22 protein-coding genes, 1 rRNA gene and 1 other annotated feature are annotated in these 22,251 nt (G+C 50.9%); of the genes, 12 read left to right on the plus strand and 11 right to left on the minus strand.

Going from position 1 to position 22,251, the window contains the following annotated elements; genetic code table 11:
- Positions 1-10 precede the first annotated feature (10 nt).
- On the minus strand, positions 11-889 hold the full coding sequence (nadK, locus tag OGV71_RS25325; protein WP_003031220.1) for an NAD(+) kinase: 879 nt from the start codon (positions 887-889) through the stop codon (positions 11-13).
- A 122-nt stretch (positions 890-1,011) separates the two neighbouring features.
- On the opposite strand from nadK, the gene grpE reads away from it, so the two are divergent.
- The gene (gene grpE / locus OGV71_RS25330; RefSeq protein WP_003031221.1) at positions 1,012-1,605 is read left to right on the plus strand and encodes a nucleotide exchange factor GrpE; all 594 of its coding nucleotides are present in this window, start codon (positions 1,012-1,014) and stop codon (positions 1,603-1,605) included.
- Between the two features lie 49 nt (positions 1,606-1,654).
- On the opposite strand, the gene OGV71_RS25335 is transcribed toward grpE, so the two are convergent.
- Both OGV71_RS25335 and OGV71_RS25340 read right to left on the minus strand, forming a co-directional pair.
- Positions 1,655-2,944, minus strand: coding sequence for an HlyC/CorC family transporter (locus tag OGV71_RS25335; RefSeq protein ID WP_008324538.1), 1,290 nt, complete (start codon positions 2,942-2,944; stop codon positions 1,655-1,657).
- Positions 2,945-2,962: 18 nt separating this feature from the next.
- Entirely contained in the window at positions 2,963-3,754 is a 792-nt protein-coding gene (locus OGV71_RS25340) for a cytochrome C assembly family protein (RefSeq protein ID WP_003031224.1), read from the minus strand.
- Between the two features lie 165 nt (positions 3,755-3,919).
- Between OGV71_RS25340 and ffh the strand changes: the two genes are divergently transcribed.
- From ffh to rplS, 5 genes are all read left to right on the plus strand, one after another.
- Positions 3,920-5,281 (plus strand): signal recognition particle protein, encoded by a 1,362-nt coding sequence (gene ffh / locus OGV71_RS25345; protein ID WP_003031226.1) that lies wholly within the window; start codon positions 3,920-3,922, stop codon positions 5,279-5,281.
- Positions 5,282-5,534: 253 nt separating this feature from the next.
- Positions 5,535-5,783 carry a 30S ribosomal protein S16 gene (gene rpsP, locus OGV71_RS25350; protein ID WP_003031228.1) on the plus strand — a complete coding sequence of 83 codons (249 nt, stop codon included), beginning with the start codon at positions 5,535-5,537 and terminating at the stop codon, positions 5,781-5,783.
- Positions 5,784-5,801: 18 nt separating this feature from the next.
- Positions 5,802-6,350, plus strand: a complete 549-nt coding sequence (gene rimM / locus OGV71_RS25355; RefSeq protein ID WP_003031230.1) for a ribosome maturation factor RimM — start codon at positions 5,802-5,804, stop codon at positions 6,348-6,350.
- Between the two features lie 44 nt (positions 6,351-6,394).
- Positions 6,395-7,162, plus strand: coding sequence for a tRNA (guanosine(37)-N1)-methyltransferase TrmD (gene trmD / locus OGV71_RS25360; protein ID WP_003031232.1), 768 nt, complete (start codon positions 6,395-6,397; stop codon positions 7,160-7,162).
- Between the two features lie 39 nt (positions 7,163-7,201).
- Positions 7,202-7,549 (plus strand): 50S ribosomal protein L19, encoded by a 348-nt coding sequence (gene rplS / locus OGV71_RS25365; protein ID WP_002914145.1) that lies wholly within the window; start codon positions 7,202-7,204, stop codon positions 7,547-7,549.
- 131 nt (positions 7,550-7,680) lie between these two features.
- On the opposite strand, the gene OGV71_RS25370 is transcribed toward rplS, so the two are convergent.
- The 4 genes from OGV71_RS25370 to OGV71_RS25385 form a co-directional block, all read right to left on the minus strand.
- Positions 7,681-8,163: an OmpA family protein gene (locus tag OGV71_RS25370; RefSeq protein WP_044713232.1), complete on the minus strand. Its 483-nt coding sequence runs from the start codon at positions 8,161-8,163 to the stop codon at positions 7,681-7,683.
- Between the two features lie 12 nt (positions 8,164-8,175).
- Complete coding sequence (dgcN, locus tag OGV71_RS25375) at positions 8,176-9,402, minus strand: diguanylate cyclase DgcN/YfiN (RefSeq protein WP_192465780.1); 1,227 nt, start codon at positions 9,400-9,402, stop codon at positions 8,176-8,178.
- Positions 9,395-9,913 (minus strand): regulatory sequestration protein YfiR, encoded by a 519-nt coding sequence (gene yfiR / locus OGV71_RS25380; protein WP_286534190.1) that lies wholly within the window; start codon positions 9,911-9,913, stop codon positions 9,395-9,397. Before yfiR ends, dgcN begins: the two co-directional genes overlap by 8 nt.
- Positions 9,914-10,071: 158 nt before the next feature.
- Positions 10,072-10,446 (minus strand): DUF2799 domain-containing protein, encoded by a 375-nt coding sequence (locus OGV71_RS25385; protein ID WP_003031240.1) that lies wholly within the window; start codon positions 10,444-10,446, stop codon positions 10,072-10,074.
- Between the two features lie 214 nt (positions 10,447-10,660).
- Between OGV71_RS25385 and aroF the strand changes: the two genes are divergently transcribed.
- Positions 10,661-11,731 (plus strand): 3-deoxy-7-phosphoheptulonate synthase, encoded by a 1,071-nt coding sequence (aroF, locus tag OGV71_RS25390; protein WP_204583348.1) that lies wholly within the window; start codon positions 10,661-10,663, stop codon positions 11,729-11,731.
- 10 nt (positions 11,732-11,741) lie between these two features.
- Positions 11,742-12,863: a bifunctional chorismate mutase/prephenate dehydrogenase gene (tyrA, locus tag OGV71_RS25395; RefSeq protein WP_003031242.1), complete on the plus strand. Its 1,122-nt coding sequence runs from the start codon at positions 11,742-11,744 to the stop codon at positions 12,861-12,863.
- Positions 12,864-12,959: 96 nt separating this feature from the next.
- Here tyrA and pheA read toward each other — a convergent pair whose 3' ends face one another.
- From pheA to bamD, 4 genes are all read right to left on the minus strand, one after another.
- Complete coding sequence (gene pheA / locus OGV71_RS25400; RefSeq protein WP_003839850.1) at positions 12,960-14,120, minus strand: bifunctional chorismate mutase/prephenate dehydratase; 1,161 nt, start codon at positions 14,118-14,120, stop codon at positions 12,960-12,962.
- Between the two features lie 22 nt (positions 14,121-14,142).
- Positions 14,143-14,268, minus strand: a sequence feature (Phe leader region).
- The gene (gene pheL, locus OGV71_RS25405; protein WP_100250063.1) at positions 14,220-14,267 is read right to left on the minus strand and encodes a pheA operon leader peptide PheL; all 48 of its coding nucleotides are present in this window, start codon (positions 14,265-14,267) and stop codon (positions 14,220-14,222) included. (Overlaps the previous feature by 48 nt.)
- A gap of 102 nt (positions 14,269-14,370) precedes the next feature.
- Positions 14,371-14,709, minus strand: a complete 339-nt coding sequence (gene raiA / locus OGV71_RS25410; protein WP_003031244.1) for a ribosome-associated translation inhibitor RaiA — start codon at positions 14,707-14,709, stop codon at positions 14,371-14,373.
- A 269-nt stretch (positions 14,710-14,978) separates the two neighbouring features.
- On the minus strand, positions 14,979-15,716 hold the full coding sequence (gene bamD, locus OGV71_RS25415; protein ID WP_003031245.1) for an outer membrane protein assembly factor BamD: 738 nt from the start codon (positions 15,714-15,716) through the stop codon (positions 14,979-14,981).
- 131 nt (positions 15,717-15,847) lie between these two features.
- On the opposite strand from bamD, the gene rluD reads away from it, so the two are divergent.
- The 4 genes from rluD to OGV71_RS25435 all read left to right on the plus strand — a co-directional run bounded on the left by rluD (position 15,848) and on the right by OGV71_RS25435 (position 22,241).
- Positions 15,848-16,828 (plus strand): 23S rRNA pseudouridine(1911/1915/1917) synthase RluD, encoded by a 981-nt coding sequence (rluD, locus tag OGV71_RS25420; RefSeq protein ID WP_003031246.1) that lies wholly within the window; start codon positions 15,848-15,850, stop codon positions 16,826-16,828.
- Positions 16,825-17,556, plus strand: coding sequence for a purine nucleoside phosphorylase YfiH (gene yfiH / locus OGV71_RS25425; RefSeq protein ID WP_204583349.1), 732 nt, complete (start codon positions 16,825-16,827; stop codon positions 17,554-17,556). The genes rluD and yfiH overlap by 4 nt, the downstream gene beginning before the upstream one ends.
- 129 nt (positions 17,557-17,685) lie before the next feature.
- On the plus strand, positions 17,686-20,259 hold the full coding sequence (gene clpB / locus OGV71_RS25430; RefSeq protein WP_003031249.1) for an ATP-dependent chaperone ClpB: 2,574 nt from the start codon (positions 17,686-17,688) through the stop codon (positions 20,257-20,259).
- A 440-nt stretch (positions 20,260-20,699) separates the two neighbouring features.
- Positions 20,700-22,241 (plus strand): 16S ribosomal RNA (locus OGV71_RS25435).
- The last annotated feature ends 10 nt before the right edge of the window (positions 22,242-22,251 follow it).

Below are 22,251 nucleotides of genomic sequence, written 5' to 3' on the forward strand. Positions count from 1 at the left end.
TGGCGTTAAATTAGAATAATTTTTTTGACCAGCCTAGCTTAGTGCTTAATGTGTTGAAATAGCTGTAATCTTTTGGGTGTATCAGGTTCAGATGATAATCACAGCGGCGAATTAATACGTCTTCACCTTCCTGTATAGGCAGGGCGATCTGGCTGTCACAGCTGATTTCCAGATCGTTACGGCGATGAGAGAAGCGCAGGCGAATGGTGCTGCTACTGTTGATCACCAGCGGTCGTGCGGAGAGCGTATGTGGGAACATCGGGACTAGCGTAATGGCATCCAGCGAAGGCGTCAGTATCGGGCCTCCGGCAGAGAGTGAGTAGGCGGTAGAGCCGGTCGGTGTGGAAATAATCAAGCCGTCTGAACGCTGGGAGAAGGCAAAAATTTCATCGATATAGACTTCAAATTCAATCATGTGCGCCACTTTTCCGGGGTGCAACACGACTTCATTGATCGCAGTGCTAATACGCTTCTGGCAGTCCAGTTGGCACACCTGGGCTTCGAGTAAAAAGCGCTTTTCGCTGATGTAGTGGCCTTCCAGCACGTCAGCTAACTGTTGTTGCGCATTGTCTGGGTCAAGGTCGGTCAGGAAACCGAGGTTGCCGCGGTTAATGCCAATAACCTTGATGTCATAACGTGCCAGGGTGCGTGCGGCGCCCAGCATATTGCCGTCGCCACCGACAACCACGGCGAGGTCTGCCTGCTGGCCAATCTCTGCGAGCGTACCGGTTTTCACATTTTTCAGCTGCAGCTCGTGGGCGATTTGTTGCTCAACGATTACCTCATAACCTTTGGCGCACAGCCAACGGTAGAGCATTTCATGTGTGGTCAGTGCAGTGGGGTGACGTGGATGCCCCACAATGCCAATACACTTGAAATGTTTGTTCATTTTCTCGAGGTCCTTGTAACGAAGATTAGTGACAATGTGAGTACTTCCCTTGAAACCCTGAATCTTATCCCCATAATAATCCAGGTTAGCGAGATGAATGCGAAAAAAACGCGGAGAAATTCATGAGTAGTAAAGAACAGAAAACGCCTGAGGGGCAAGCCCCGGAAGAAATTATCATGGATCAGCACGAAGAAGTTGAGGCGGTTGAATCAGACGCTTCTGCTGAGCAGGTGGATCCGCGCGATGAAAAAATTGCGAATCTGGAAGCTCAGCTTGCTGAAGCCGAAACTCGCGAGCGCGACAGCGTGTTGCGTATCAAAGCGGAAATGGAAAACCTGCGTCGTCGTACCGAACTGGACGTAGAAAAAGCGCATAAGTTTGCACTGGAAAAATTCGTCAACGAGCTGCTGCCGGTGCTGGATAGCCTGGACCGTGCGCTGGAAGTTGCGGACAAAGATAATGACGCGATGGCGGCGATGGTTGAAGGTATTGAGCTGACCCGTAAGTCAATGCTGGATGTTGTGGCGAAGTTTGGCGTACAAGTGGTTGCGGATATCGACGTGCCGATGGACCCGAACGTGCATCAGGCGATTGCCATGGTAGAGTCTGACGACGTTGCTGCCGGTAATGTGCTGATGGTTATGCAGAAAGGCTATACTCTGAACGGACGTACCATCCGTGCGGCGATGGTCTCTGTGGCGAAAGCCAAAGGCTAATCAGCCTCAGACCGGGTAATGCTGATGCGCTACCCGGTCTGGATTACTCTCACTGGTCCGATACGCTTTCCCGCAGCGGTTTGACGGGCAACACCTGCACCTGTTTAATCATATTGTCCTGCACGTCGAGAATATCGATATCGTACTGCCCAATACGCACACGTGTGCCGGCAACCGGGATTTCTTCCAGTGCTTCAAGAATAATACCGTTCACGGTACGTGCATCATCTTCCGGCAGGTGCCAGTTAAACGCCTTATTGATTTCACGAACGTTGGCGCTACCGTCAATGATCACCGAACCGTCATTCTGCGGTGTGACTTCTTCGGCAAGCGTCGGTGACATTGAGGTCGTGAAGTCACCAACAATCTCTTCCAGGATATCCTCGACCGTAACCAGTCCCTGAATATCACCATATTCATTGACGACCAGGCCCACTTTCTTCTTATTACGCTGAAATTTAATGAGCTGGGTGCTGAGTGGCGTGCCTTCCGGAACGTAATAAATTTCGTCGGCGGCGCGTAACATGGTCTCTTTGGTGAACTCTTTTTTCTCGGCCATCAATCGCCAGGCTTCACGTACGCGTAGCATACTGATAGCGTCGTCCAGCGAGTCACGATACAGCACAATACGACCGTGCGGAGAGTGCGAAAGCTGACGCACGATTGATTTCCAGTCATCGTTGATATCAATGCCGATAATTTCATTACGCGGGATCATGATGTCATCGACGCTGACTTTTTCCAGATCCAGCACTGACAGCAGCATATCCTGGTTACGGCGTGAGATTTGCGAGCGTGATTCATTCACCAGCGTTCGCAGTTCATCTTTGCTCAGCGAACCGCTCACTACGATATCCGTTTTGATGCCCATCATGCGCATCAGCAGCCGCGTGATGGTGTTGAGTAGCCATACCAACGGCATCATCAGAATCTGCAGGGGAGCCAGCAGGACACTGCTCGGATAGGCGACTTTTTCCGGATATAGTGCGGCAATCGTCTTTGGCAGTACTTCGGCAAAAACCAGTACCACAAACGTCAGTACCCCAGTGGCAATGGCGACTCCCGCATCGCCATACAGGCGCATACCGACAATAGTACCGAGCGCGGAGGCCAGAATATTCACCAGATTATTGCCGATGAGCACCAGGCTTATCAGGCGATCCGGCTTGCGAAGTAACTTTTCAACGCGTTTTGCCTGTCGATTTCCCTGCTTGGCCCGATGACGTAGACGATAGCGATTCAGGGTCATCATTCCGGTTTCAGAACCGGAAAAATAGGCGGAAATGACCACCATGATGAGGAGCGTGACAATGAGCGTGGTGGTGGAGATGTGTTCCACGTAGGATTCCTTAAAGATTTAACTCACGAACTGCTGCAGGATACGACTGCCGAAATAGGCCAGTGTCAGAATGCCTGCGCCTGCGACGTTAAACCATACGACGCGACGTCCGCGCCAACCTTCATGGTAATGCCCCCACAACAGAACGATATAGACAAACCATGCCACGATAGAGAGAACGGCTTTATCAATGTTCTCGGTACTGAACAGGTTATGCATGTAAAACAGGCCTGTGCACAGGGTGAGTGTCAGTAGAACCACGCCAATTTGGGTGATATGAAACATTTTCCGCTCAATACTCATCAACGGCGGCATCTCATTGCTGAAAGCCAGTTTTTTGTTTTTCAGTTGGTAGTCAATCCATGCAAGCTGTAGCGCATAGAGTGCGGCGATAATCAGCGTGGCGTAAGCGAAAAGCGAAAGCCCGATATGGATCATCATGCCCGGCGTAGCTTCGAGATGGGTGATGAACTCGTTCGGCATAAACGTGGCGAAGGCCAGGTTTATCAGCGCAAAGGCGTAGACAATGGGCAGCAATAGCCAGCCACGATTGCGGGAAGCGACAATGGTCATTACCGTACAGATCATCAGGCTCACCAGCGAGCCGACGTTCAACAGACTCAGGTTTTGTCCGCTTTCACCGCCGGGCAGAATACGCGCTTCCAGGGCGATAGCATGGCTTACCAGCGCGACAACCGCAGAGAGAATAGCCATACGCCGCCAGCCGCTGTTTTTTTGCAGCAGAGCGGGAATAATCAGCGCGAGGCTGACTGAGTAGGCGACAAGGGCGAGCAGAGCAAAAACGGGCATATAGGTGTCGACAGTTGGCCAGTGATAAAGAAAAGCAGTATAGCGTTACGTGACCGCTGCTCCAACCGTTGCATAACAACAAAGGCGGCTTCATGTTATACTGCGACAAATTTCTGTTGATGTGTCGCTGTCGCGACCGACCGTTTCCACTCCAGGCGAGAGACAATGTTTGATAATTTAACCGATCGTTTGTCGCGCACGCTGCGCAATATCAGTGGCCGTGGACGCCTTACTGAAGACAACGTTAAAGAGACGCTGCGCGAAGTGCGCATGGCGCTGCTGGAGGCTGACGTAGCGCTGCCGGTAGTGCGTGAGTTTATCAATCGCGTAAAAGAGAAAGCGGTTGGTCATGAAGTTAACAAAAGCCTGACGCCGGGTCAGGAATTCGTCAAGATTGTCCGTAACGAACTGGTTGCGGCAATGGGCGAAGAAAACCAGACCCTGAATCTGGCTGCACAGCCGCCAGCCGTGGTGCTTATGGCGGGCCTGCAGGGTGCGGGTAAAACGACCAGCGTTGGTAAGCTGGGTAAATTCCTGCGCGAGAAGCACAAGAAAAAAGTGCTGGTGGTCTCTGCGGACGTTTATCGCCCGGCGGCGATCAAACAGTTGGAGACTCTGGCCGAGCAGGTCGGCGTGGACTTCTTCCCGTCGGATGTTGGCCAGAAGCCGGTCGATATCGTTAACGCCGCGCTGAAAGAAGCCAAACTCAAATTCTATGACGTGCTGCTGGTGGATACCGCCGGTCGTCTGCACGTTGACGAAGCGATGATGGACGAAATCAAACAGGTCCACGCTTCTATCAAACCGGTAGAAACGCTGTTTGTGGTCGACGCCATGACCGGTCAGGATGCCGCGAATACCGCAAAAGCCTTTAACGAAGCGCTACCGTTAACCGGCGTAGTACTGACAAAAGTTGATGGTGATGCTCGTGGCGGTGCGGCGCTTTCTATTCGTCATATTACCGGTAAGCCAATTAAATTCCTCGGCGTCGGCGAGAAAACCGAAGCGCTGGAGCCGTTCCACCCGGACAGGATTGCTTCGCGTATTCTCGGCATGGGCGACGTGCTGTCGCTGATCGAAGATATCGAAAGCAAGGTTGACCGCGCGCAGGCAGAAAAATTAGCCAGCAAGCTGAAAAAAGGCGATGGCTTCGATCTCAATGATTTCCTTGAACAGCTCAACCAGATGAAAAACATGGGCGGTATGGCAAGCCTGATGGGCAAGCTGCCGGGCATGGGTCAGATCCCTGACAATGTGAAATCGCAGATGGACGATAAAGTTCTGGTGCGTATGGAAGCCATCATCAATTCGATGACGATGAAAGAACGCGCTAAGCCGGAAATTATCAAAGGTTCCCGTAAACGCCGTATCGCTGCCGGTTGCGGTATGCAGGTACAGGACGTAAACCGCCTTCTGAAACAGTTCGACGACATGCAGCGCATGATGAAGAAAATGAAGAAGGGCGGTATGGCGAAGATGATGCGTGGTATGAAGGGGATGATGCCGCCCGGCTTCCCCGGTAGATAAATATATCGGGCTACCTTATTTGCCATTTTGACGCCGGAGTGTGCTCGAAATGCTCACGTACTGCGTGTACGCTCCGCTTTCTGCGCGCGCGCCGACGCCAAACTGGCTGCAACGGTAACGCCCTGGTATAAAGCTTCATCACATGTTGATTGCTTTTTTCCCAGAAATCAGTAAAATTTTCGGGCTTTTAATATGACACCCGGGCTCCGTTCCTCGATGGGGCCTGGGTGTTTTATTCACACAAGAGGATGTTATGGTTACTATTCGTTTAGCTCGTCACGGCGCTAAAAAGCGTCCGTTCTACCAGGTTGTTGTTACCGACAGCCGTAATGCACGCAACGGTCGCTTCATCGAGCGCGTTGGCTTCTTTAACCCAATCGCTAGCGAAAAAGAAGAAGGCACTCGCCTGGATCTGGATCGCATCGCTCACTGGGTTGGCCAGGGCGCGACTATTTCTGATCGCGTAGCTACGCTGATCAAAGCAGCAAACAAAGCAGCTTAATCTGTCACGGTGGTCATGATGAGCAAGCAACTCGCCGCACAGGCTCCTGTAGAACCCATCGTTTTGGGGAAAATGGGGTCTTCTTACGGTATCCGTGGTTGGCTCAGAGTGTTTTCTTCCACTGAAGACGCCGAAAGCATTTTTGACTATCAGCCCTGGTTTATCCAGAAGGCGGGTCAGTGGCAGCAAGTACAGCTGGAAAGCTGGAAGCACCACAATCAGGATCTGATCATCAAGCTGAAAGGCGTTGACGATCGTGATTCGGCGAATCTACTGACTAATTGCGAAATTGTCGTGGATTCCTCGCAGTTGCCAGCGCTGGAAGATGGTTCCTACTACTGGAAAGACCTTATGGGCTGCCAGGTAGTGACCACTGAAGGCTACGATCTCGGTAAAGTCGTCGATATGATGGAAACCGGTTCGAATGACGTCATCGTCATCAAGGCAAACCTGAAAGATGCGTTTGGTATCAAGGAACGTCTTGTGCCGTTCCTCGATGGGCAGGTTATCAAGAAAGTCGATCTCGCTACTCGTACTATCGAAGTAGATTGGGATCCTGGTTTTTAAACCACCGGATAAACGGTAAAAGTCGGCGTTATGGGGATTGGCTTGTGTTTATAGGTATCGTTAGCCTGTTTCCAGAAATGTTCCGCGCAATTACCGATTACGGGGTAACTGGCCGGGCAGTAAAAAATGGCCTGCTGAACATCCAGAGTTGGAGTCCTCGTGACTTTACTCATGACCGGCACCGTACCGTGGACGATCGTCCGTACGGCGGCGGACCGGGGATGTTAATGATGGTGCAACCTTTACGGGACGCCATTCATGCAGCAAAAGCTGCGGCTGGTGAAGGCGCAAAGGTGATTTATTTGTCACCTCAGGGACGCAAGCTTGATCAAGCGGGCGTTAGCGAACTGGCCACGAATCAAAAGCTGATTCTGGTATGTGGTCGCTATGAAGGAATAGATGAGCGCGTGATTCAAACCGAAATTGATGAAGAATGGTCAATCGGCGATTACGTACTCAGCGGTGGTGAGTTACCGGCAATGACGCTGATCGACTCCGTTTCCCGATTTATTCCGGGAGTTTTGGGTCATGAAGCTTCAGCAATCGAAGATTCGTTTGCTGATGGATTGCTGGATTGCCCGCACTATACCCGACCTGAAGTGTTAGAGCAGATGGAAGTACCGGCAGTGTTACTGTCAGGAAACCACGCTGAGATACGTCGCTGGCGTTTGAAACAGTCGCTGGGCCGGACCTGGCTTAGAAGACCTGAACTTCTGGAAAACCTGGCTCTGACTGAAGAGCAAGCAAGGTTGCTGGCGGAGTTCAAAAAGGAACACGCACAACAGCAACATAAACATGATGGGCAGGCGTAAGCCCCCAATATCAGTTTACCCAGGATAAGAGATTAAATTATGAGCAACATTATTAAGCAACTTGAACAAGAACAGATGAAGCAGGACGTACCTTCCTTCCGTCCGGGTGATACCGTGGAAGTGAAAGTATGGGTTGTTGAAGGTTCCAAAAAACGTCTGCAGGCATTCGAGGGCGTGGTTATCGCTATTCGTAACCGCGGTCTGCACTCTGCATTCACTGTTCGTAAAATTTCCAACGGCGAAGGCGTTGAGCGTGTCTTCCAGACTCACTCTCCGGTAGTTGACAGCATTGCTGTTAAACGTCGTGGTGCTGTTCGTAAAGCTAAACTGTACTACCTGCGTGAGCGCACTGGTAAGTCTGCTCGTATCAAAGAGCGTCTTAACTAAGATTCGCGCAAGCGACATCCTGTTAGAAAAGGGCTGGCCGAAAGGCTGGCCCTTTTTTTATCCCGACGTTTGCTCTGTTGTTCTTTATGGCAATGGAATGACTGCGCGGCGCGCAGCCAGTTGGGGGATAATTATGGCGTCGTGATCACTACCGCCACGCGACGATTTTCAGCACGACCTTTTGATGTCTGGTTGCTGGCAATGGGATATTTCTTCCCGAGCCCCTGAGTCGTCAGGTTGGTGCGGGGAATATTAGCGCCCTGCGCCCAGGCATCGGCAACCACATTCGCGCGTTTGAGCGACAGAGCTTCGTTATAGCTGTCTTCACCGTAGTTATCAGTATGACCGTCCAGGCGCGCATGGTTAAGCCCGGTAGCAGCCAGTTTAGAAGCCATCTCCTGGATCTGCTTTTCGCTTTCGGGGCGGAGCTTGTAGTCGTTTTTATCAAACAGGATGTTATCAGACAGGCCCAGAGACCAGTCTCCTGATGCTTCAGTAAATCCGTATGATTTCATGGCTGCAATTTGCTCTGGGGTAAATTTCCCCTGAGGTGCCTGACAGCCTGCCAGAATCAGTAAAAGCAGAAGAAACGGGGATAATAAACGTTTTAGCATGTGTGTAATTCCTTATTTTTTAATAATGCGTTCAGAACGCAAATGTTTAGCCTGATACATATTTTGATCGGCAAGTTCTTGTAATTTTTCGGCAGAGGCATGTTCCCACGTCAGCGCAAATCCAATGCTGAGTGTCATGCTTGCCAGATGACCATTATGCAGGTCAAAAGGTCGGTTAAACTCTTGTGACAGTGCCGCGCAGATTCGCTGAACCTCATATTCAGAATGAACGCTATACAGCACCATCGCGAACTCGTCGCCGCCAAGTCTGTATGGCGAATGTCGATTACCGCCAAATTCGGACAGCCTTTTAGCGACTTCAATCAGAACCCGATCCCCCGCAGCGTGGCCCCAGGTATCATTGATAAATTTAAAATTATCACCATCAAGGAATAACAAAGCGGAGCTGCTGTGGGCGGCATCGTCATTCATCAGCGCGTTAATACTGCTACGAAAAGCGGCGCGATTTGCCAGGCCCGTCAGAGGATCATGTAGCGCGGTACGCAAAAGTTGAGCGTTCTTTGCCTGCAGCCGAAGTTGCCACTCCTCCATCTCGTCCAGCAGACTATTAAAGTCCTGGGCAAAAAGATGAAACTCCTCAATGCGTTCCTCGGAAACGCGTCGCGAAAAGTTACGGTTGGTACGTACATCATGTACCACCTCGGTTATATTTTGCAGGGCTTCCACGACGCCATTGTGTAAATAGCGGGTGAGCATTAATGCTATGCCTGATGCCAACAAAATGCACCCGGTAAGAACGGCCAGCGACAAATAGATGAAACGGCTGATAACGCTATCGCGTGCAGTCAATCGTACTTCGCCGATGACGTTGCCATTATGCAAAATAGGCTGAGTGACCGGTTGTGGGAACAGCCAGTGGCTGATCAGTCCGCTGATCTTCTCCGTGGTGTCTTGCGCGTTATAGCGCCAGGTGGCGATCACCTTCTGGTGTTTATTACGAACTTCCGCAACGGAAAATTGCCCTTGCTGGCCCAGTGCCGCCAGTGTTTCAGTTGCTGCAACACTATCAGAAAAGACTAATGCAGCTTCAAGCGTGCGGGTCATGGTCGCGGCAGTCAGATCCAGATTCTTTTGCGCATACTGTCTTAATGCCAGCACGGAAGAAATGCTGAGCAGCAGCCAGATCAACGTCATCGTCACCAGGACGCTGATTATGCTGATACGCCGTAATGTCCGTTTAAACGTTGGGCGTGTTACAGGAGAATGGCCCTTATCCATGCTTATTATTCCGTGCAAGCATCAATACGTCAGGACTTACCCTTACGCCGCTGCGTGAAAGGGAATCCATATTTACGGAAAATCTCACATCTTCATCTTTAATTATGAGGCAAAAGGCGCTGCCAATAACGCATTCGGGATTTTGTTCTGCAATTAATAGCAATGCCTTAGTCGGATATTTATTCATTAATTCCACCTGATAAGTAGGTGATTCTTTTCCAAAATAAAAACCGTCACATTGCGAAACTAATATTTCTTGTTCCGTACGAATGATGACGGGAAGATAGGGTAATGCCCCAGTACTGGTATCTTCCAGAACACTGGAAAAACGCGATGAAGAGAAAATACACAGTTTGGGTGGCCCGGAAAGTGCTGGCCAGCGTGTATAACTGACGATGCCGGAAACCATAGCACGTACAGATTTTGCTTCTTCTGTAACGCTTTGGGCGTACAGCGGTAACCCGGTCAGGAGCAGTGCCAGTAGAAGTATGAGTCGGTAAGAATAGCTCATGAATAGTTACCTACCAGCGTTTGCCGTAAAGCGTCGAAATACATTCAAGATTGTTTAAGACAAAATAACATTATTTTCCTAAGTCGTCATTATTCCAGGAGTAAAGCTGATGGCGATTTAAGTTAAATCCTAGTTGTCTGTAATATTTAAACCATTGTTTAGTTTAATCTTATTGAGGCAGCACCTTCGTTTGCTCCTTTTTTCCAGGCATCGTGTAACTGGTCAATATTTTCGACCGTATCACAACTTGGAGGAAAGGTTTTCCCGGTCAGACCTCTGGCGTAAACAAAATCTTGCTGGCAGATTTTGCGTTGCCCTTCGGCGTAACCCTTAAGATATTTCGTACGATCGACTTCAGGATCATTGAAGTTGTCGGCAAGAGTTTCATTATCTTTAACGGCATAGCCCGAAATGGCATCTTGTATCCCGGCGTCATACCAGTCAGTACCAGTCCAGGTGGGGGCATGGGTATAGGGATCTATCTGACATCCGCTAAGAAGGAATAGAAATAAGATGCTGATGAGTTGCTTCATTGCCTGTACTCCCTTGTTTTTTTAAGCATAGCGGATCTGAAAATTCGTGGTGTAAATTTAAATGTACATCTATAAGAGCTGTTTTTGCCTTAAAATAACGACGTGTAAATTAAAATTTACGGATTGTGGATTGAAATCTTTACCTGTTATGGTATCGTTATTTCCTCCTCGCTGAGGATCAACTATCGCAAACGAGCTAAACAGGATCACCATCATGCAAAAAGACGCGCTGAACAACGTACATATTACCGACGAACAGGTTCTGATGACCCCGGAGCAGCTGAAAGCTGAATTTCCGCTGAGCCAGGAGCAAGAGGCGCAAATCGCCCAGTCGCGTAAAACCATCTCAGATATTATCTCCGGTCGCGATCCGCGCCTGCTGGTCGTATGTGGCCCATGCTCCATTCACGATCCTGAAATGGCTATTGAGTATGCTCGTCGATTTAAAACCCTTGCCGCAGAGGTCAGCGATAGCCTCTACCTGGTGATGCGCGTCTATTTTGAAAAACCCCGTACCACCGTTGGCTGGAAAGGGTTAATTAACGATCCTCATATGGATGGCTCTTTTGATGTTGAAGCAGGTCTGAAAATTGCGCGTCAGCTGCTGCTTGAACTGGTAAATATGGGACTGCCGCTGGCAACTGAAGCGCTGGATCCAAATAGCCCGCAATACCTGGGCGATCTGTTTAGCTGGTCCGCAATCGGAGCCCGTACCACGGAATCGCAGACACACCGCGAAATGGCTTCCGGTCTTTCCATGCCGGTCGGCTTTAAGAATGGTACTGACGGTAGTCTGGCGACCGCCATTAACGCCATGCGTGCGGCTGCGCAGTCGCACCGCTTTGTTGGTATTAATCAGGCCGGGCAGGTTGCGCTGTTGCAAACTCAGGGGAATCCGGATGGCCACGTGATCCTGCGCGGGGGTAAAGCGCCGAACTACAGCCCGGCAGATGTCGCCCAGTGCGAAAAAGAGATGGAGCAGGCGGGACTACGACCTTCTCTGATGGTAGATTGCAGTCATGGTAATTCCAATAAAGATTACCGCCGTCAGCCTGCCGTGGCTGAATCCGTAATTGCACAAATCAAAGATGGCAATCGCTCGATCATTGGTTTGATGATTGAAAGTAATATTCACGAAGGCAACCAGTCTTCTGAACAGCCGCGCAGCGAAATGAAATACGGCGTGTCCGTAACCGATGCCTGCATTAGCTGGGAAATGACGGATGCGCTGCTGCGTGAAATTAGTCAAGATTTAAACGGTCAGCTGTCGGCGCGTGTAGCATAAGAGGTTGGTTATGGTTGCTGAATTGACCGCATTACGCGATCAAATTGATGAAGTCGACAAGGCGCTGCTGGATTTACTGGCACGCCGCCTGGAGCTGGTTGCCGAAGTTGGTGAAGTAAAAAGCCGTTTTGGGTTGCCGATTTACGTGCCGGAACGGGAAGCCTCTATGCTTGCCTCTCGCCGGGCAGAAGCGGAAGCCCTTGGCGTGCCGCCGGACCTGATTGAAGATGTGCTACGCCGCGTTATGCGTGAGTCCTATTCCAGTGAGAACGACAAAGGGTTTAAAACGCTTTGTCCTTCTCTGCGGCCGGTAGTGATCGTCGGTGGCGGCGGTCAGATGGGGCGTCTGTTTGAAAAAATGCTCACCCTGTCAGGTTACCAGGTGCGGATCCTGGAACAGCAGGATTGGGATCGCGCGCCGGAGATCGTCTCTGATGCTGGGATGGTGATCGTCAGTGTGCCGATCCACATCACCGAGCAGGTGATCGCCAAACTACCGCGTCTGCCGTCTGACTGCATCCTGGTGGATCTGGCTTCAGTGAAAAATGGTCCTTTGCAGGCGATGCTGGCTGCACATGATGGCCCGGTGGTGGGGTTACACCCAATGTTTGGTCCGGACAGTGGCAGCTTGGCAAAGCAGGTCGTCGTCTGGTGTGATGGACGTCAGCCGGAAGCCTATCAGTGGTTTCTGGAACAGATTCAGGTATGGGGTGCACGACTACATCGGATCAGCGCCGTTGAACACGATCAGAACATGGCGTTTATTCAGGCATTGCGTCACTTTGCGACCTTTGCTTACGGTCTGCATTTAGCGGAAGAGAATGTTCAACTGGAGCAGCTGCTGGCGCTCTCTTCGCCGATTTACCGTCTTGAACTGGCGATGGTTGGCCGTCTGTTTGCCCAGGATCCGCAGCTCTATGCCGATATTATTATGTCGTCTGAGAGCAACCTTGCGCTGATCAAACGCTACTACCAACGTTTTGGTGAGGCGATTGGTTTACTGGAACAGGGCGATAAGCAAGCGTTTATCGACAGTTTCCGTAAGGTCGAGCATTGGTTTGGCGATTATGCGAAACGCTTCCAGAGTGAAAGCCGTACTTTGTTACGCCAGGCGAATGACAGCCGTCCTTAATTAAGATGCCGGATGGCGGCTTCGTCTTATCCGGCCTACAAAAATCGCATGAATTGTAGGCCGGATAAGCGTAGTGCCATCCGGCACTGTCAAACGTTAGCTCGGATCGACCGGCACCACGTTCTCACTCGGATAGCATCCCAGTACTTTCATCGAACGTGTAATCTCACCCAGCTCTTTCAATGCTTTTTGCATTTGGGGCGATTCCAGATTGGCCTGGATATCAAGATAAAACATCTCTTCCCACGGATTGCCGTGAATCGGGCGTGACTCCAGTTTAGTCATAATCAGATTATGGTTACGCAGCACCAGCAATGCTTCTACCAGAGCACCGGCCTGTTGTCCTGTTGCCATCAGCAACGTGGTTTTTGCCGGAACCTGGTCGGATACATTGATTGCTTTACGTGCCAGCACCACGAAGCGGGTGATGTTTTGCGACTGGTTAGCCTCAATATGCTCGAGAACCTGCAAACCATACAGTACGCCTCCGGCTTCGCTCCCCAGGGCCGCCACATGCGGTGAGTTAGCCTGCGCAACTTTTTCCATTGCCGCAGAGGTGCTTTCAGTGTACTCAATCTTCCAGTGCGGGTAGCGATTCAGGAACTTGCTGCACTGCTGGAACGGCTGTGGATGGCTGTATACCGTTTCAATGGTCTCAAGATCCGTCGTGCCGGACACCAGTACACAGTGGTCTATCGTAATGGTCATCTCGCCAACAATAGACAGGCTGGTGTGCTGTAGCAGGTCGTAAACGTCGTTAATCCCACCGGAGCTGGTGTTTTCAATCGGAACCACAGCATAGTCAGCCTGTCCGGTTTCGACCTGATTAAAGATATCGGCAAATTTTGCGCAGCCGCTTTCAATAAATTGTTCAAAATGGCGGGCGGCGTACTGACGTGCTGCCAGATGGGAATATGATCCTTTTGGCCCAAGGAAGGCCACGCGCGCGGAGTGTGGGTTAATTTTGTTCAGGTGCTGCTGGAGCAGAGCCTGTTGAGTCAGGACGGAGTCTTCGATTATGAGCTGGAACAGGCGGGTAATGTAGTGAGCATCGAGATGATGTGCTTTGCCCAACTGAATCAGGCGATCCAACAGGTCACGTTCACGGTCGATATCTCGTACCGGACGATGTGAAAGCAGTTTAGCTTTACCAACTTCTACGGCCAGTCCACGTCGCTCAGCCAGCAGGGCCAGTAATTTTTCATCCAGCGTGCTGATCTTATCGCGCAGCGCCAGCAATGGGTTTTCCGATGTCATAGTGTTGCCTTTCTTGTTATCAATAAAAAAGGCCCCCCGTTGTGGGAGGCCTTATTGTTCGTCTTCGCATTCTTTATCACACGACGAAACGCCTCCCATTCAGGGGAAGGTAAAAAAGAATGCGAAGAAGAACGGGACAAGTTTCATGTAATTTTCCTTTGGCTACGTCAGTAAAGTACCCGTACTGTTTTCACCCTGTCAACAAAAAACGCGCCCGAAGGCGCGTTGGCGATACACTCAATGTAAGGGACTACTCTTCTTCTGCTTCGACGAAGTTGGCGTCTTTGACTGAAGTTGTTGCACGACGGGCTTCGCCTTTGTGCTGCACTTTATTGAGCTGCCGTTCCAGCTTGTTGATCAAATCGTTAATTGCGGTGTACATATCCTCGTGTTTTGCGCTGGCGACCAGATGTCCGTTCGGTGTATTGATGGTGGCATCAGCAATGAAACCCTGTGGCTCCTTAGACAGAATGATATGTGGATTAATCAGATGAGTTTGCCATTTTTCTAGTTTGGCGAGACGGTCTGCGACATGCTGGCGAATTGCCGGAGTAATTTCCATTTGTTTACTGGTAATGTTCATTGTCATAAATTTTACCTCTTGTCTTTCCCGTCTTGGTGATTCCAGCATACCGTTCCCAATGTCAAAATGCGTGATCTAAATCACATTTTTTTGTCGCTTTTTGTCAAGAAAACCTTTTTGTGAGGCACCGCAGGAACAGGCGATTTTTTACTTGAGGAATACCTGAAAGCAGGCCATATTTGATGGGATGCGTCGGAGCTAAACCGCTTCAGTTGTAGCGTTAACGGATAAAAAAACGGCAGCCCTTGGGCTGCCGTTTTGCATTCTGAGGCAAATCAGGTATTGCTGCTGTTAGCGGCAATGATTTTCGCTACTTTTTCTGCCTGCGCATTCATCTGCATCTGGCGATAAGCTTTTTCCATTAATGGCAGAGCATCACGTGTTGCCTGAGTATCAGGGTAGTCGCGCAGCATGCCTTCTACACGGTTTACCACGGCAACCCATGCACCGCGGGCAGTGTAGTATTCCGCAACGGAATATTCATACTTCGCCAGACGATCTTTCAGGAACACCAGACGTTTGGTGGCATCAGTGGTGTACTGGCTGTTTGGATAGCCACGTACCAGTTTGGAAAAGTCATTAAACGCAGCTCGGGCGTGTTGCGGATCGCGATCGCTGCGATCAACACCAAAGAATCCTTGCAGTGCGCTATCATCCAACGCCATATTGGTCAGGCCACGCATATACATGACATAATCAATGTTAGGGTGTGTCGGGTTAAGACGGATAAAACGATCGATAGCAGCCTGAGCAAGTGGCAGATCGGCGTTTTTGTAGTAGGCGTAGATGAGATCTAATTGCACCTGCTGAGAATACGGTCCAAATGGATAACGGTTATCCAACGCTTCCAATTGCGTTATTGCCTGTTTCCAGTTACCGTCCTGCAGCTTTTGCTGAGCAGTCGCGTAGATTTCATTTGGCGGATTATCGGGCACCTCTTCCTTTGAACCAGAGCAACCCGCCAAAAACAGGCTCAACGTGGCTGCTGCCACCAGATATTTCATGCGCGTCATGACGTTTTGACTTTCCTCAAAATGTAATACGGGAGATTCTCTGTTCCTGCTCCCGGTTAAGACCAGCTACAATAGCACACTATATTAAACGGCAAAGCCGTAAAACCCAACGTTAAACGAAGAAGCAGTTTATGGCACAACGAGTAGAACTCACCGCAACAGTCTCCGAAAATCAGCTCGGTCAACGCTTAGATCAGGCTTTGGCCGAATTGTTCCCTGATTATTCGCGATCGCGCATAAAAGAATGGATCCTCGACCAGCGCGTGCTGGTAAATGGCAATCTTTGCGATAAACCGAAAGAAAAAGTGTTGGGTGGAGAGCGTGTCTCCATCAATGCAGAAATTGATGAAGAGGTTCGTTTTGAACCTCAGGATATCCCACTGGATATCGTTTATGAAGATGATGATATTCTTGTCATCAACAAACCCCGTGACCTTGTAGTGCATCCGGGCGCCGGGAATCCTGATGGTACGGTATTGAATGCGTTACTGCATTACTACCCGCCAATCGCGGATGTTCCTCGTGCCGGTATCGTACACCGTCTGGATAAAGACACGACCGGATTAATGGTGGTGGCAAAAACTGTTCCGGCACAAACACGTCTGGTTGAGTCATTGCAGCTGCGCGAAATTACCCGTGAGTACGAAGCCGTAGCAATTGGTCACATGACTGCTGGCGGAACCGTTGAGGAACCGATTAGCCGTCACCCGACCAAGCGTACGCACATGGCGGTACACCCAATGGGGAAACCGGCGGTAACGCACTATCGCATTATGGAACACTTCCGTGTGCACACGCGTCTGCGGTTGCGTCTGGAAACCGGACGTACGCACCAGATCCGCGTGCACATGGCACATATCACTCATCCGCTGGTGGGCGATCAGGTCTACGGCGGTCGTCCACGTCCACCGAAAGGCGCTTCTGACGAATTTATCTCCGTACTGCGTAAGTTCGACCGCCAGGCGCTACATGCGACCATGCTGCGTTTGTATCACCCGATTTCCGGTATCGAAATGGAATGGCATGCGCCGATCCCACAAGATATGGTGCAATTGATTGAAGTGATGCGCGCTGATTTCGAAGAACATAAGGATGATATTGCCTGGCTATGAGTAAGCTAATTGTTCCGCAGTGGCCGATACCTCAAGGTGTCGCGGCGTGTAGTTCTACCCGTATTGGCGGAGTCAGTATGCCGCCTTACGATTCGCTGAATCTGGGCGCCCATTGCGGCGATAACCCGGAGCATGTTGAAGAGAACCGCAAACGACTGTTTGCTGCGGGCAATCTGCCATCAAAGCCGGTCTGGCTGGAGCAGGTCCACGGTAAGGATGTCCTGAAACTGACAGGCGGGCCTTACGCCTCCAAACGCGCAGATGCGTCGTATAGCAACACGCCGGGCACAGTGTGTGCGGTAATGACCGCTGATTGTCTGCCGGTGCTGTTTTGCAATCGCGCCGGGACGGAAGTGGCTGCGGCCCATGCGGGTTGGCGAGGATTATGCGCTGGCGTGCTGGAAGAGACGGTGGCGTGTTTTGTCGACGAACCTGAAAACATTATTGCCTGGCTAGGCCCGGCGATAGGCCCAAACGCCTTTGAAGTGGGAGCAGAAGTTCGCGAGGCATTCATGACGAAAGATCCGCAAGCGGACCTCGCATTTGTACCGCGCGGCGACAAGTATCTGGCGGATATCTACCAGCTTGCCCGTCAGCGGCTGGCAAATGTCGGCGTGGAGAACATCCACGGCGGCGACCGTTGCACCTTTAGTGAAAGTGAGACGTTCTTCTCTTATCGTCGCGACAATACCACGGGTCGTATGGCAAGTTTTATTTGGCTGATATAACCTAAAGAATCAAGACGATCCGGTACGTGTAATTTTCTTTTCACATAATTCAGGTCATTCACCTTGAATAATTGAGGGATGACCTCATTTAATCTCCAGTAGCAATTTTGACCTGTTATGGGAGGAGTTATGCGTCTGGATCGTCTTACCAATAAATTCCAGCTTGCTCTTGCCGATGCCCAGTCACTCGCATTGGGGCACGACAATCAATTCATCGAACCACTTCATCTAATGAGCGCCTTGCTGAATCAGGAAGGGGGATCGGTACGTCCTTTATTAACGTCTGCTGGCATTAATGCTGGCCAGTTACGTACAGCCATTGACCAGGCGTTGAGCCGCTTGCCGCAGGTAGAAGGTACCGGCGGTGATGTGCAGCCTTCTCAGGAACTGGTGCGTGTACTGAATCTTTGCGACAAGCTGGCGCAAAAACGTGGGGACAACTTTATTTCGTCAGAACTGTTCGTTCTGGCGGTGCTTGAGTCACGCGGTACGCTGACCGACTTATTAAAATCAGCAGGGGCGACGACCGCCAATATCACTCAGGCAATTGAACAAATGCGTGGAGGTGAAAGCGTGAATGACCAGGGGGCTGAAGACCAACGTCAGGCCTTGAAAAAATATACCGTCGATCTGACTGAACGTGCTGAACAAGGCAAACTCGATCCAGTTATCGGCCGTGATGAAGAAATTCGCCGTACCATTCAGGTGCTGCAACGTCGTACTAAAAATAACCCAGTGTTAATCGGTGAACCCGGTGTCGGTAAAACAGCCATTGTTGAAGGGCTGGCCCAACGCATCATCAATGGTGAAGTGCCGGAGGGCTTAAAAGGCCGTCGTGTACTGGCGCTGGATATGGGCGCGCTGGTGGCTGGGGCCAAATATCGCGGTGAGTTTGAAGAACGCTTAAAAGGCGTGCTGAACGATCTCTCGAAACAGGAAGGCAACGTCATTCTGTTTATCGACGAATTGCATACCATGGTTGGGGCGGGTAAAGCCGATGGCGCGATGGACGCCGGGAACATGCTGAAACCAGCGCTGGCTCGCGGGGAACTGCACTGTGTAGGCGCCACAACGCTTGATGAATATCGCCAGTACATCGAAAAAGATGCGGCGCTGGAACGTCGTTTCCAGAAAGTGTTTGTGGCTGAACCTTCAGTGGAAGACACCATCGCAATCTTGCGTGGCCTGAAAGAACGTTATGAGCTGCACCATCATGTGCAGATTACTGACCCGGCGATTGTTGCGGCAGCTACGTTGTCTCATCGTTATATTGCCGATCGTCAGTTACCGGATAAAGCTATCGACCTTATTGACGAAGCGGCATCCAGCATTCGTATGCAGATTGACTCCAAGCCGGAGGAACTCGACAGACTCGACCGCCGTATTATCCAGCTCAAACTGGAACAGCAGGCATTAATGAAAGAGTCTGATGAGGCAAGTAAAAAACGTCTCGATATGCTCAACGAAGAGCTGGACGACAAAGAGCGCCAGTATTCTGAGTTAGAGGAAGAGTGGAAAGCTGAAAAAGCCTCCCTCTCGGGAACGCAAACTATCAAGGCTGAGCTGGAGCAGGCAAAAATCGCCATCGAACAGGCGCGCCGCGTTGGCGACCTGGCGCGGATGTCTGAACTGCAGTACGGCAAAATTCCTGAACTGGAAAAACAGCTGGAAGCAGCCACCCAGTCTGAAGGCAAAACCATGCGTCTGCTGCGTAATAAAGTCACGGATGCGGAAATTGCTGAGGTGCTGGCGCGCTGGACCGGGATCCCGGTTGCTCGCATGCTGGAAGGCGAACGGGAAAAACTGTTGCGTATGGAACAGGAGCTGCACAGCCGTGTGATTGGTCAGAACGAAGCGGTGGAAGCCGTTTCTAACGCCATCCGTCGTAGCCGCGCGGGCTTGTCCGATCCGAATCGTCCGATTGGTTCATTCTTGTTCCTTGGTCCAACCGGGGTCGGTAAAACCGAACTGTGCAAAGCGCTGGCAAACTTTATGTTCGACAGTGACGACGCAATGGTGCGTATCGATATGTCCGAGTTTATGGAGAAACACTCGGTGTCTCGCTTGGTTGGGGCACCTCCGGGATATGTCGGTTATGAAGAAGGTGGGTATCTGACGGAAGCAGTACGTCGTCGTCCTTACTCTGTCATCCTGCTGGATGAAGTGGAGAAAGCGCACCCGGATGTGTTCAACATTCTGCTGCAGGTGCTTGACGATGGTCGTCTGACTGACGGACAGGGAAGAACGGTCGACTTCCGTAATACGGTTGTCATCATGACCTCGAACCTGGGCTCCGATCTAATCCAGGAACGCTTTGGTGAGCTGGATTACGGCCACATGAAAGATATGGTGCTGGGCGTCGTGAGCCATAACTTCCGCCCGGAATTCATCAACCGTATAGATGAGGTTGTTGTATTCCATCCGTTGGGTGAGCAGCACATTGCTTCTATTGCTCAGATCCAGCTGCAGCGTCTGTACAAACGTCTGGAAGAGCGTGGCTATGAAATCCACATTTCTGACGAGGCGCTTAAACTGCTGAGCGCGAATGGTTACGATCCGGTGTATGGCGCACGTCCATTGAAACGTGCTATCCAGCAGCAGATCGAAAACCCGCTGGCGCAGCAAATTCTGTCTGGTGAACTGATTCCGGGCAAAACGATTCGTCTGGAAGTGAATGACGATCGCATCGTGGCAGTGCAGTAAGTCACAAAACAACAATAAACGGGCCCTGCGGGGCTCGTTTTTGTTTAAAATTCAGGCGAAAATAGACGTATTGATTGAAAAGTAATCGCTTGATAAGTTTTTTATATTTTTAACTTGTCAGCCTGAAATAACTCCCTATAATGCGCCTCCACTGACACGGAACAACGGATTACAAGCCGCCGGGTCAGCGGGGTTCCACTGAGAACTCCGGCGAAGAAAGCGAAATTAAATGCTTGACTTCGTGGCGGGATGGCGTATTATGCACACCCCGCGCCGCTGAGAAAAAGCGAAGCGGCACTGCTCTTTAACAATTTATCAGACAATCTGTGTGGGCACTCGAAGATACGGATTCTTAACGTCGCAAGACGAAAAATGAATACCAAGTCTCTGAGTGAACATACGTAATTCATTACGAAGTTTAATTCACGAGCATCAAACTTAAATTGAAGAGTTTGATCATGGCTCAGATTGAACGCTGGCGGCAGGCCTAACACATGCAAGTCGAACGGTAGCACAGAGGAGCTTGCTCCTTGGGTGACGAGTGGCGGACGGGTGAGTAATGTCTGGGAAACTGCCCGATGGAGGGGGATAACTACTGGAAACGGTAGCTAATACCGCATAACGTCGCAAGACCAAAGAGGGGGACCTTCGGGCCTCTTGCCATCGGATGTGCCCAGATGGGATTAGCTAGTAGGTGGGGTAACGGCTCACCTAGGCGACGATCCCTAGCTGGTCTGAGAGGATGACCAGCCACACTGGAACTGAGACACGGTCCAGACTCCTACGGGAGGCAGCAGTGGGGAATATTGCACAATGGGCGCAAGCCTGATGCAGCCATGCCGCGTGTATGAAGAAGGCCTTCGGGTTGTAAAGTACTTTCAGCGAGGAGGAAGGCGTTGTGGTTAATAACCGCAACGATTGACGTTACTCGCAGAAGAAGCACCGGCTAACTCCGTGCCAGCAGCCGCGGTAATACGGAGGGTGCAAGCGTTAATCGGAATTACTGGGCGTAAAGCGCACGCAGGCGGTCTGTCAAGTCGGATGTGAAATCCCCGGGCTCAACCTGGGAACTGCATCCGAAACTGGCAGGCTAGAGTCTTGTAGAGGGGGGTAGAATTCCAGGTGTAGCGGTGAAATGCGTAGAGATCTGGAGGAATACCGGTGGCGAAGGCGGCCCCCTGGACAAAGACTGACGCTCAGGTGCGAAAGCGTGGGGAGCAAACAGGATTAGATACCCTGGTAGTCCACGCCGTAAACGATGTCGACTTGGAGGTTGTGCCCTTGAGGCGTGGCTTCCGGAGCTAACGCGTTAAGTCGACCGCCTGGGGAGTACGGCCGCAAGGTTAAAACTCAAATGAATTGACGGGGGCCCGCACAAGCGGTGGAGCATGTGGTTTAATTCGATGCAACGCGAAGAACCTTACCTACTCTTGACATCCAGAGAACTTAGCAGAGATGCTTTGGTGCCTTCGGGAACTCTGAGACAGGTGCTGCATGGCTGTCGTCAGCTCGTGTTGTGAAATGTTGGGTTAAGTCCCGCAACGAGCGCAACCCTTATCCTTTGTTGCCAGCGATTCGGTCGGGAACTCAAAGGAGACTGCCAGTGATAAACTGGAGGAAGGTGGGGATGACGTCAAGTCATCATGGCCCTTACGAGTAGGGCTACACACGTGCTACAATGGCATATACAAAGAGAAGCGACCTCGCGAGAGCAAGCGGACCTCATAAAGTATGTCGTAGTCCGGATTGGAGTCTGCAACTCGACTCCATGAAGTCGGAATCGCTAGTAATCGTGGATCAGAATGCCACGGTGAATACGTTCCCGGGCCTTGTACACACCGCCCGTCACACCATGGGAGTGGGTTGCAAAAGAAGTAGGTAGCTTAACCTTCGGGAGGGCGCTTACCACTTTGTGATTCATGACTGGGGTGAAGTCGTAACAAGGTAACCGTAGGGGAACCTGCGGTTGGATCACCTCCTTACCTTAAAGAA

The sequence above is a fragment of the Citrobacter sp. Cf088 genome, from assembly GCF_030334295.1.
Taxonomy (GTDB): Bacteria; Pseudomonadota; Gammaproteobacteria; order Enterobacterales; family Enterobacteriaceae; genus Citrobacter; species Citrobacter freundii.

What these genes read in the sequence shown, in the direction of transcription:
- pheA (WP_003839850.1), bottom strand. Translation starts at nt 14,120, where the DNA reads ATGACATCGGAAAACCCATTGCTGGCGCTGCGCGATAAGATCAGCACG.
- OGV71_RS25340 (WP_003031224.1), bottom strand. Translation starts at nt 3,754, where the DNA reads ATGCCCGTTTTTGCTCTGCTCGCCCTTGTCGCCTACTCAGTCAGCCTC.
- yfiH (WP_204583349.1), top strand. Translation starts at nt 16,825, where the DNA reads ATGAGTAAGCTAATTGTTCCGCAGTGGCCGATACCTCAAGGTGTCGCG.
- OGV71_RS25370 (WP_044713232.1), bottom strand. Translation starts at nt 8,163, where the DNA reads ATGCTAAAACGTTTATTATCCCCGTTTCTTCTGCTTTTACTGATTCTG.
- grpE (WP_003031221.1), top strand. Translation starts at nt 1,012, where the DNA reads ATGAGTAGTAAAGAACAGAAAACGCCTGAGGGGCAAGCCCCGGAAGAA.
- yfiR (WP_286534190.1), bottom strand. Translation starts at nt 9,913, where the DNA reads ATGAGCTATTCTTACCGACTCATACTTCTACTGGCACTGCTCCTGACC.
- aroF (WP_204583348.1), top strand. Translation starts at nt 10,661, where the DNA reads ATGCAAAAAGACGCGCTGAACAACGTACATATTACCGACGAACAGGTT.
- rplS (WP_002914145.1), top strand. Translation starts at nt 7,202, where the DNA reads ATGAGCAACATTATTAAGCAACTTGAACAAGAACAGATGAAGCAGGAC.
- OGV71_RS25385 (WP_003031240.1), bottom strand. Translation starts at nt 10,446, where the DNA reads ATGAAGCAACTCATCAGCATCTTATTTCTATTCCTTCTTAGCGGATGT.
- ffh (WP_003031226.1), top strand. Translation starts at nt 3,920, where the DNA reads ATGTTTGATAATTTAACCGATCGTTTGTCGCGCACGCTGCGCAATATC.
- rpsP (WP_003031228.1), top strand. Translation starts at nt 5,535, where the DNA reads ATGGTTACTATTCGTTTAGCTCGTCACGGCGCTAAAAAGCGTCCGTTC.
- nadK (WP_003031220.1), bottom strand. Translation starts at nt 889, where the DNA reads ATGAACAAACATTTCAAGTGTATTGGCATTGTGGGGCATCCACGTCAC.
- rluD (WP_003031246.1), top strand. Translation starts at nt 15,848, where the DNA reads ATGGCACAACGAGTAGAACTCACCGCAACAGTCTCCGAAAATCAGCTC.
- tyrA (WP_003031242.1), top strand. Translation starts at nt 11,742, where the DNA reads ATGGTTGCTGAATTGACCGCATTACGCGATCAAATTGATGAAGTCGAC.
- raiA (WP_003031244.1), bottom strand. Translation starts at nt 14,709, where the DNA reads ATGACAATGAACATTACCAGTAAACAAATGGAAATTACTCCGGCAATT.
- rimM (WP_003031230.1), top strand. Translation starts at nt 5,802, where the DNA reads ATGAGCAAGCAACTCGCCGCACAGGCTCCTGTAGAACCCATCGTTTTG.
- bamD (WP_003031245.1), bottom strand. Translation starts at nt 15,716, where the DNA reads ATGACGCGCATGAAATATCTGGTGGCAGCAGCCACGTTGAGCCTGTTT.
- clpB (WP_003031249.1), top strand. Translation starts at nt 17,686, where the DNA reads ATGCGTCTGGATCGTCTTACCAATAAATTCCAGCTTGCTCTTGCCGAT.
- dgcN (WP_192465780.1), bottom strand. Translation starts at nt 9,402, where the DNA reads ATGGATAAGGGCCATTCTCCTGTAACACGCCCAACGTTTAAACGGACA.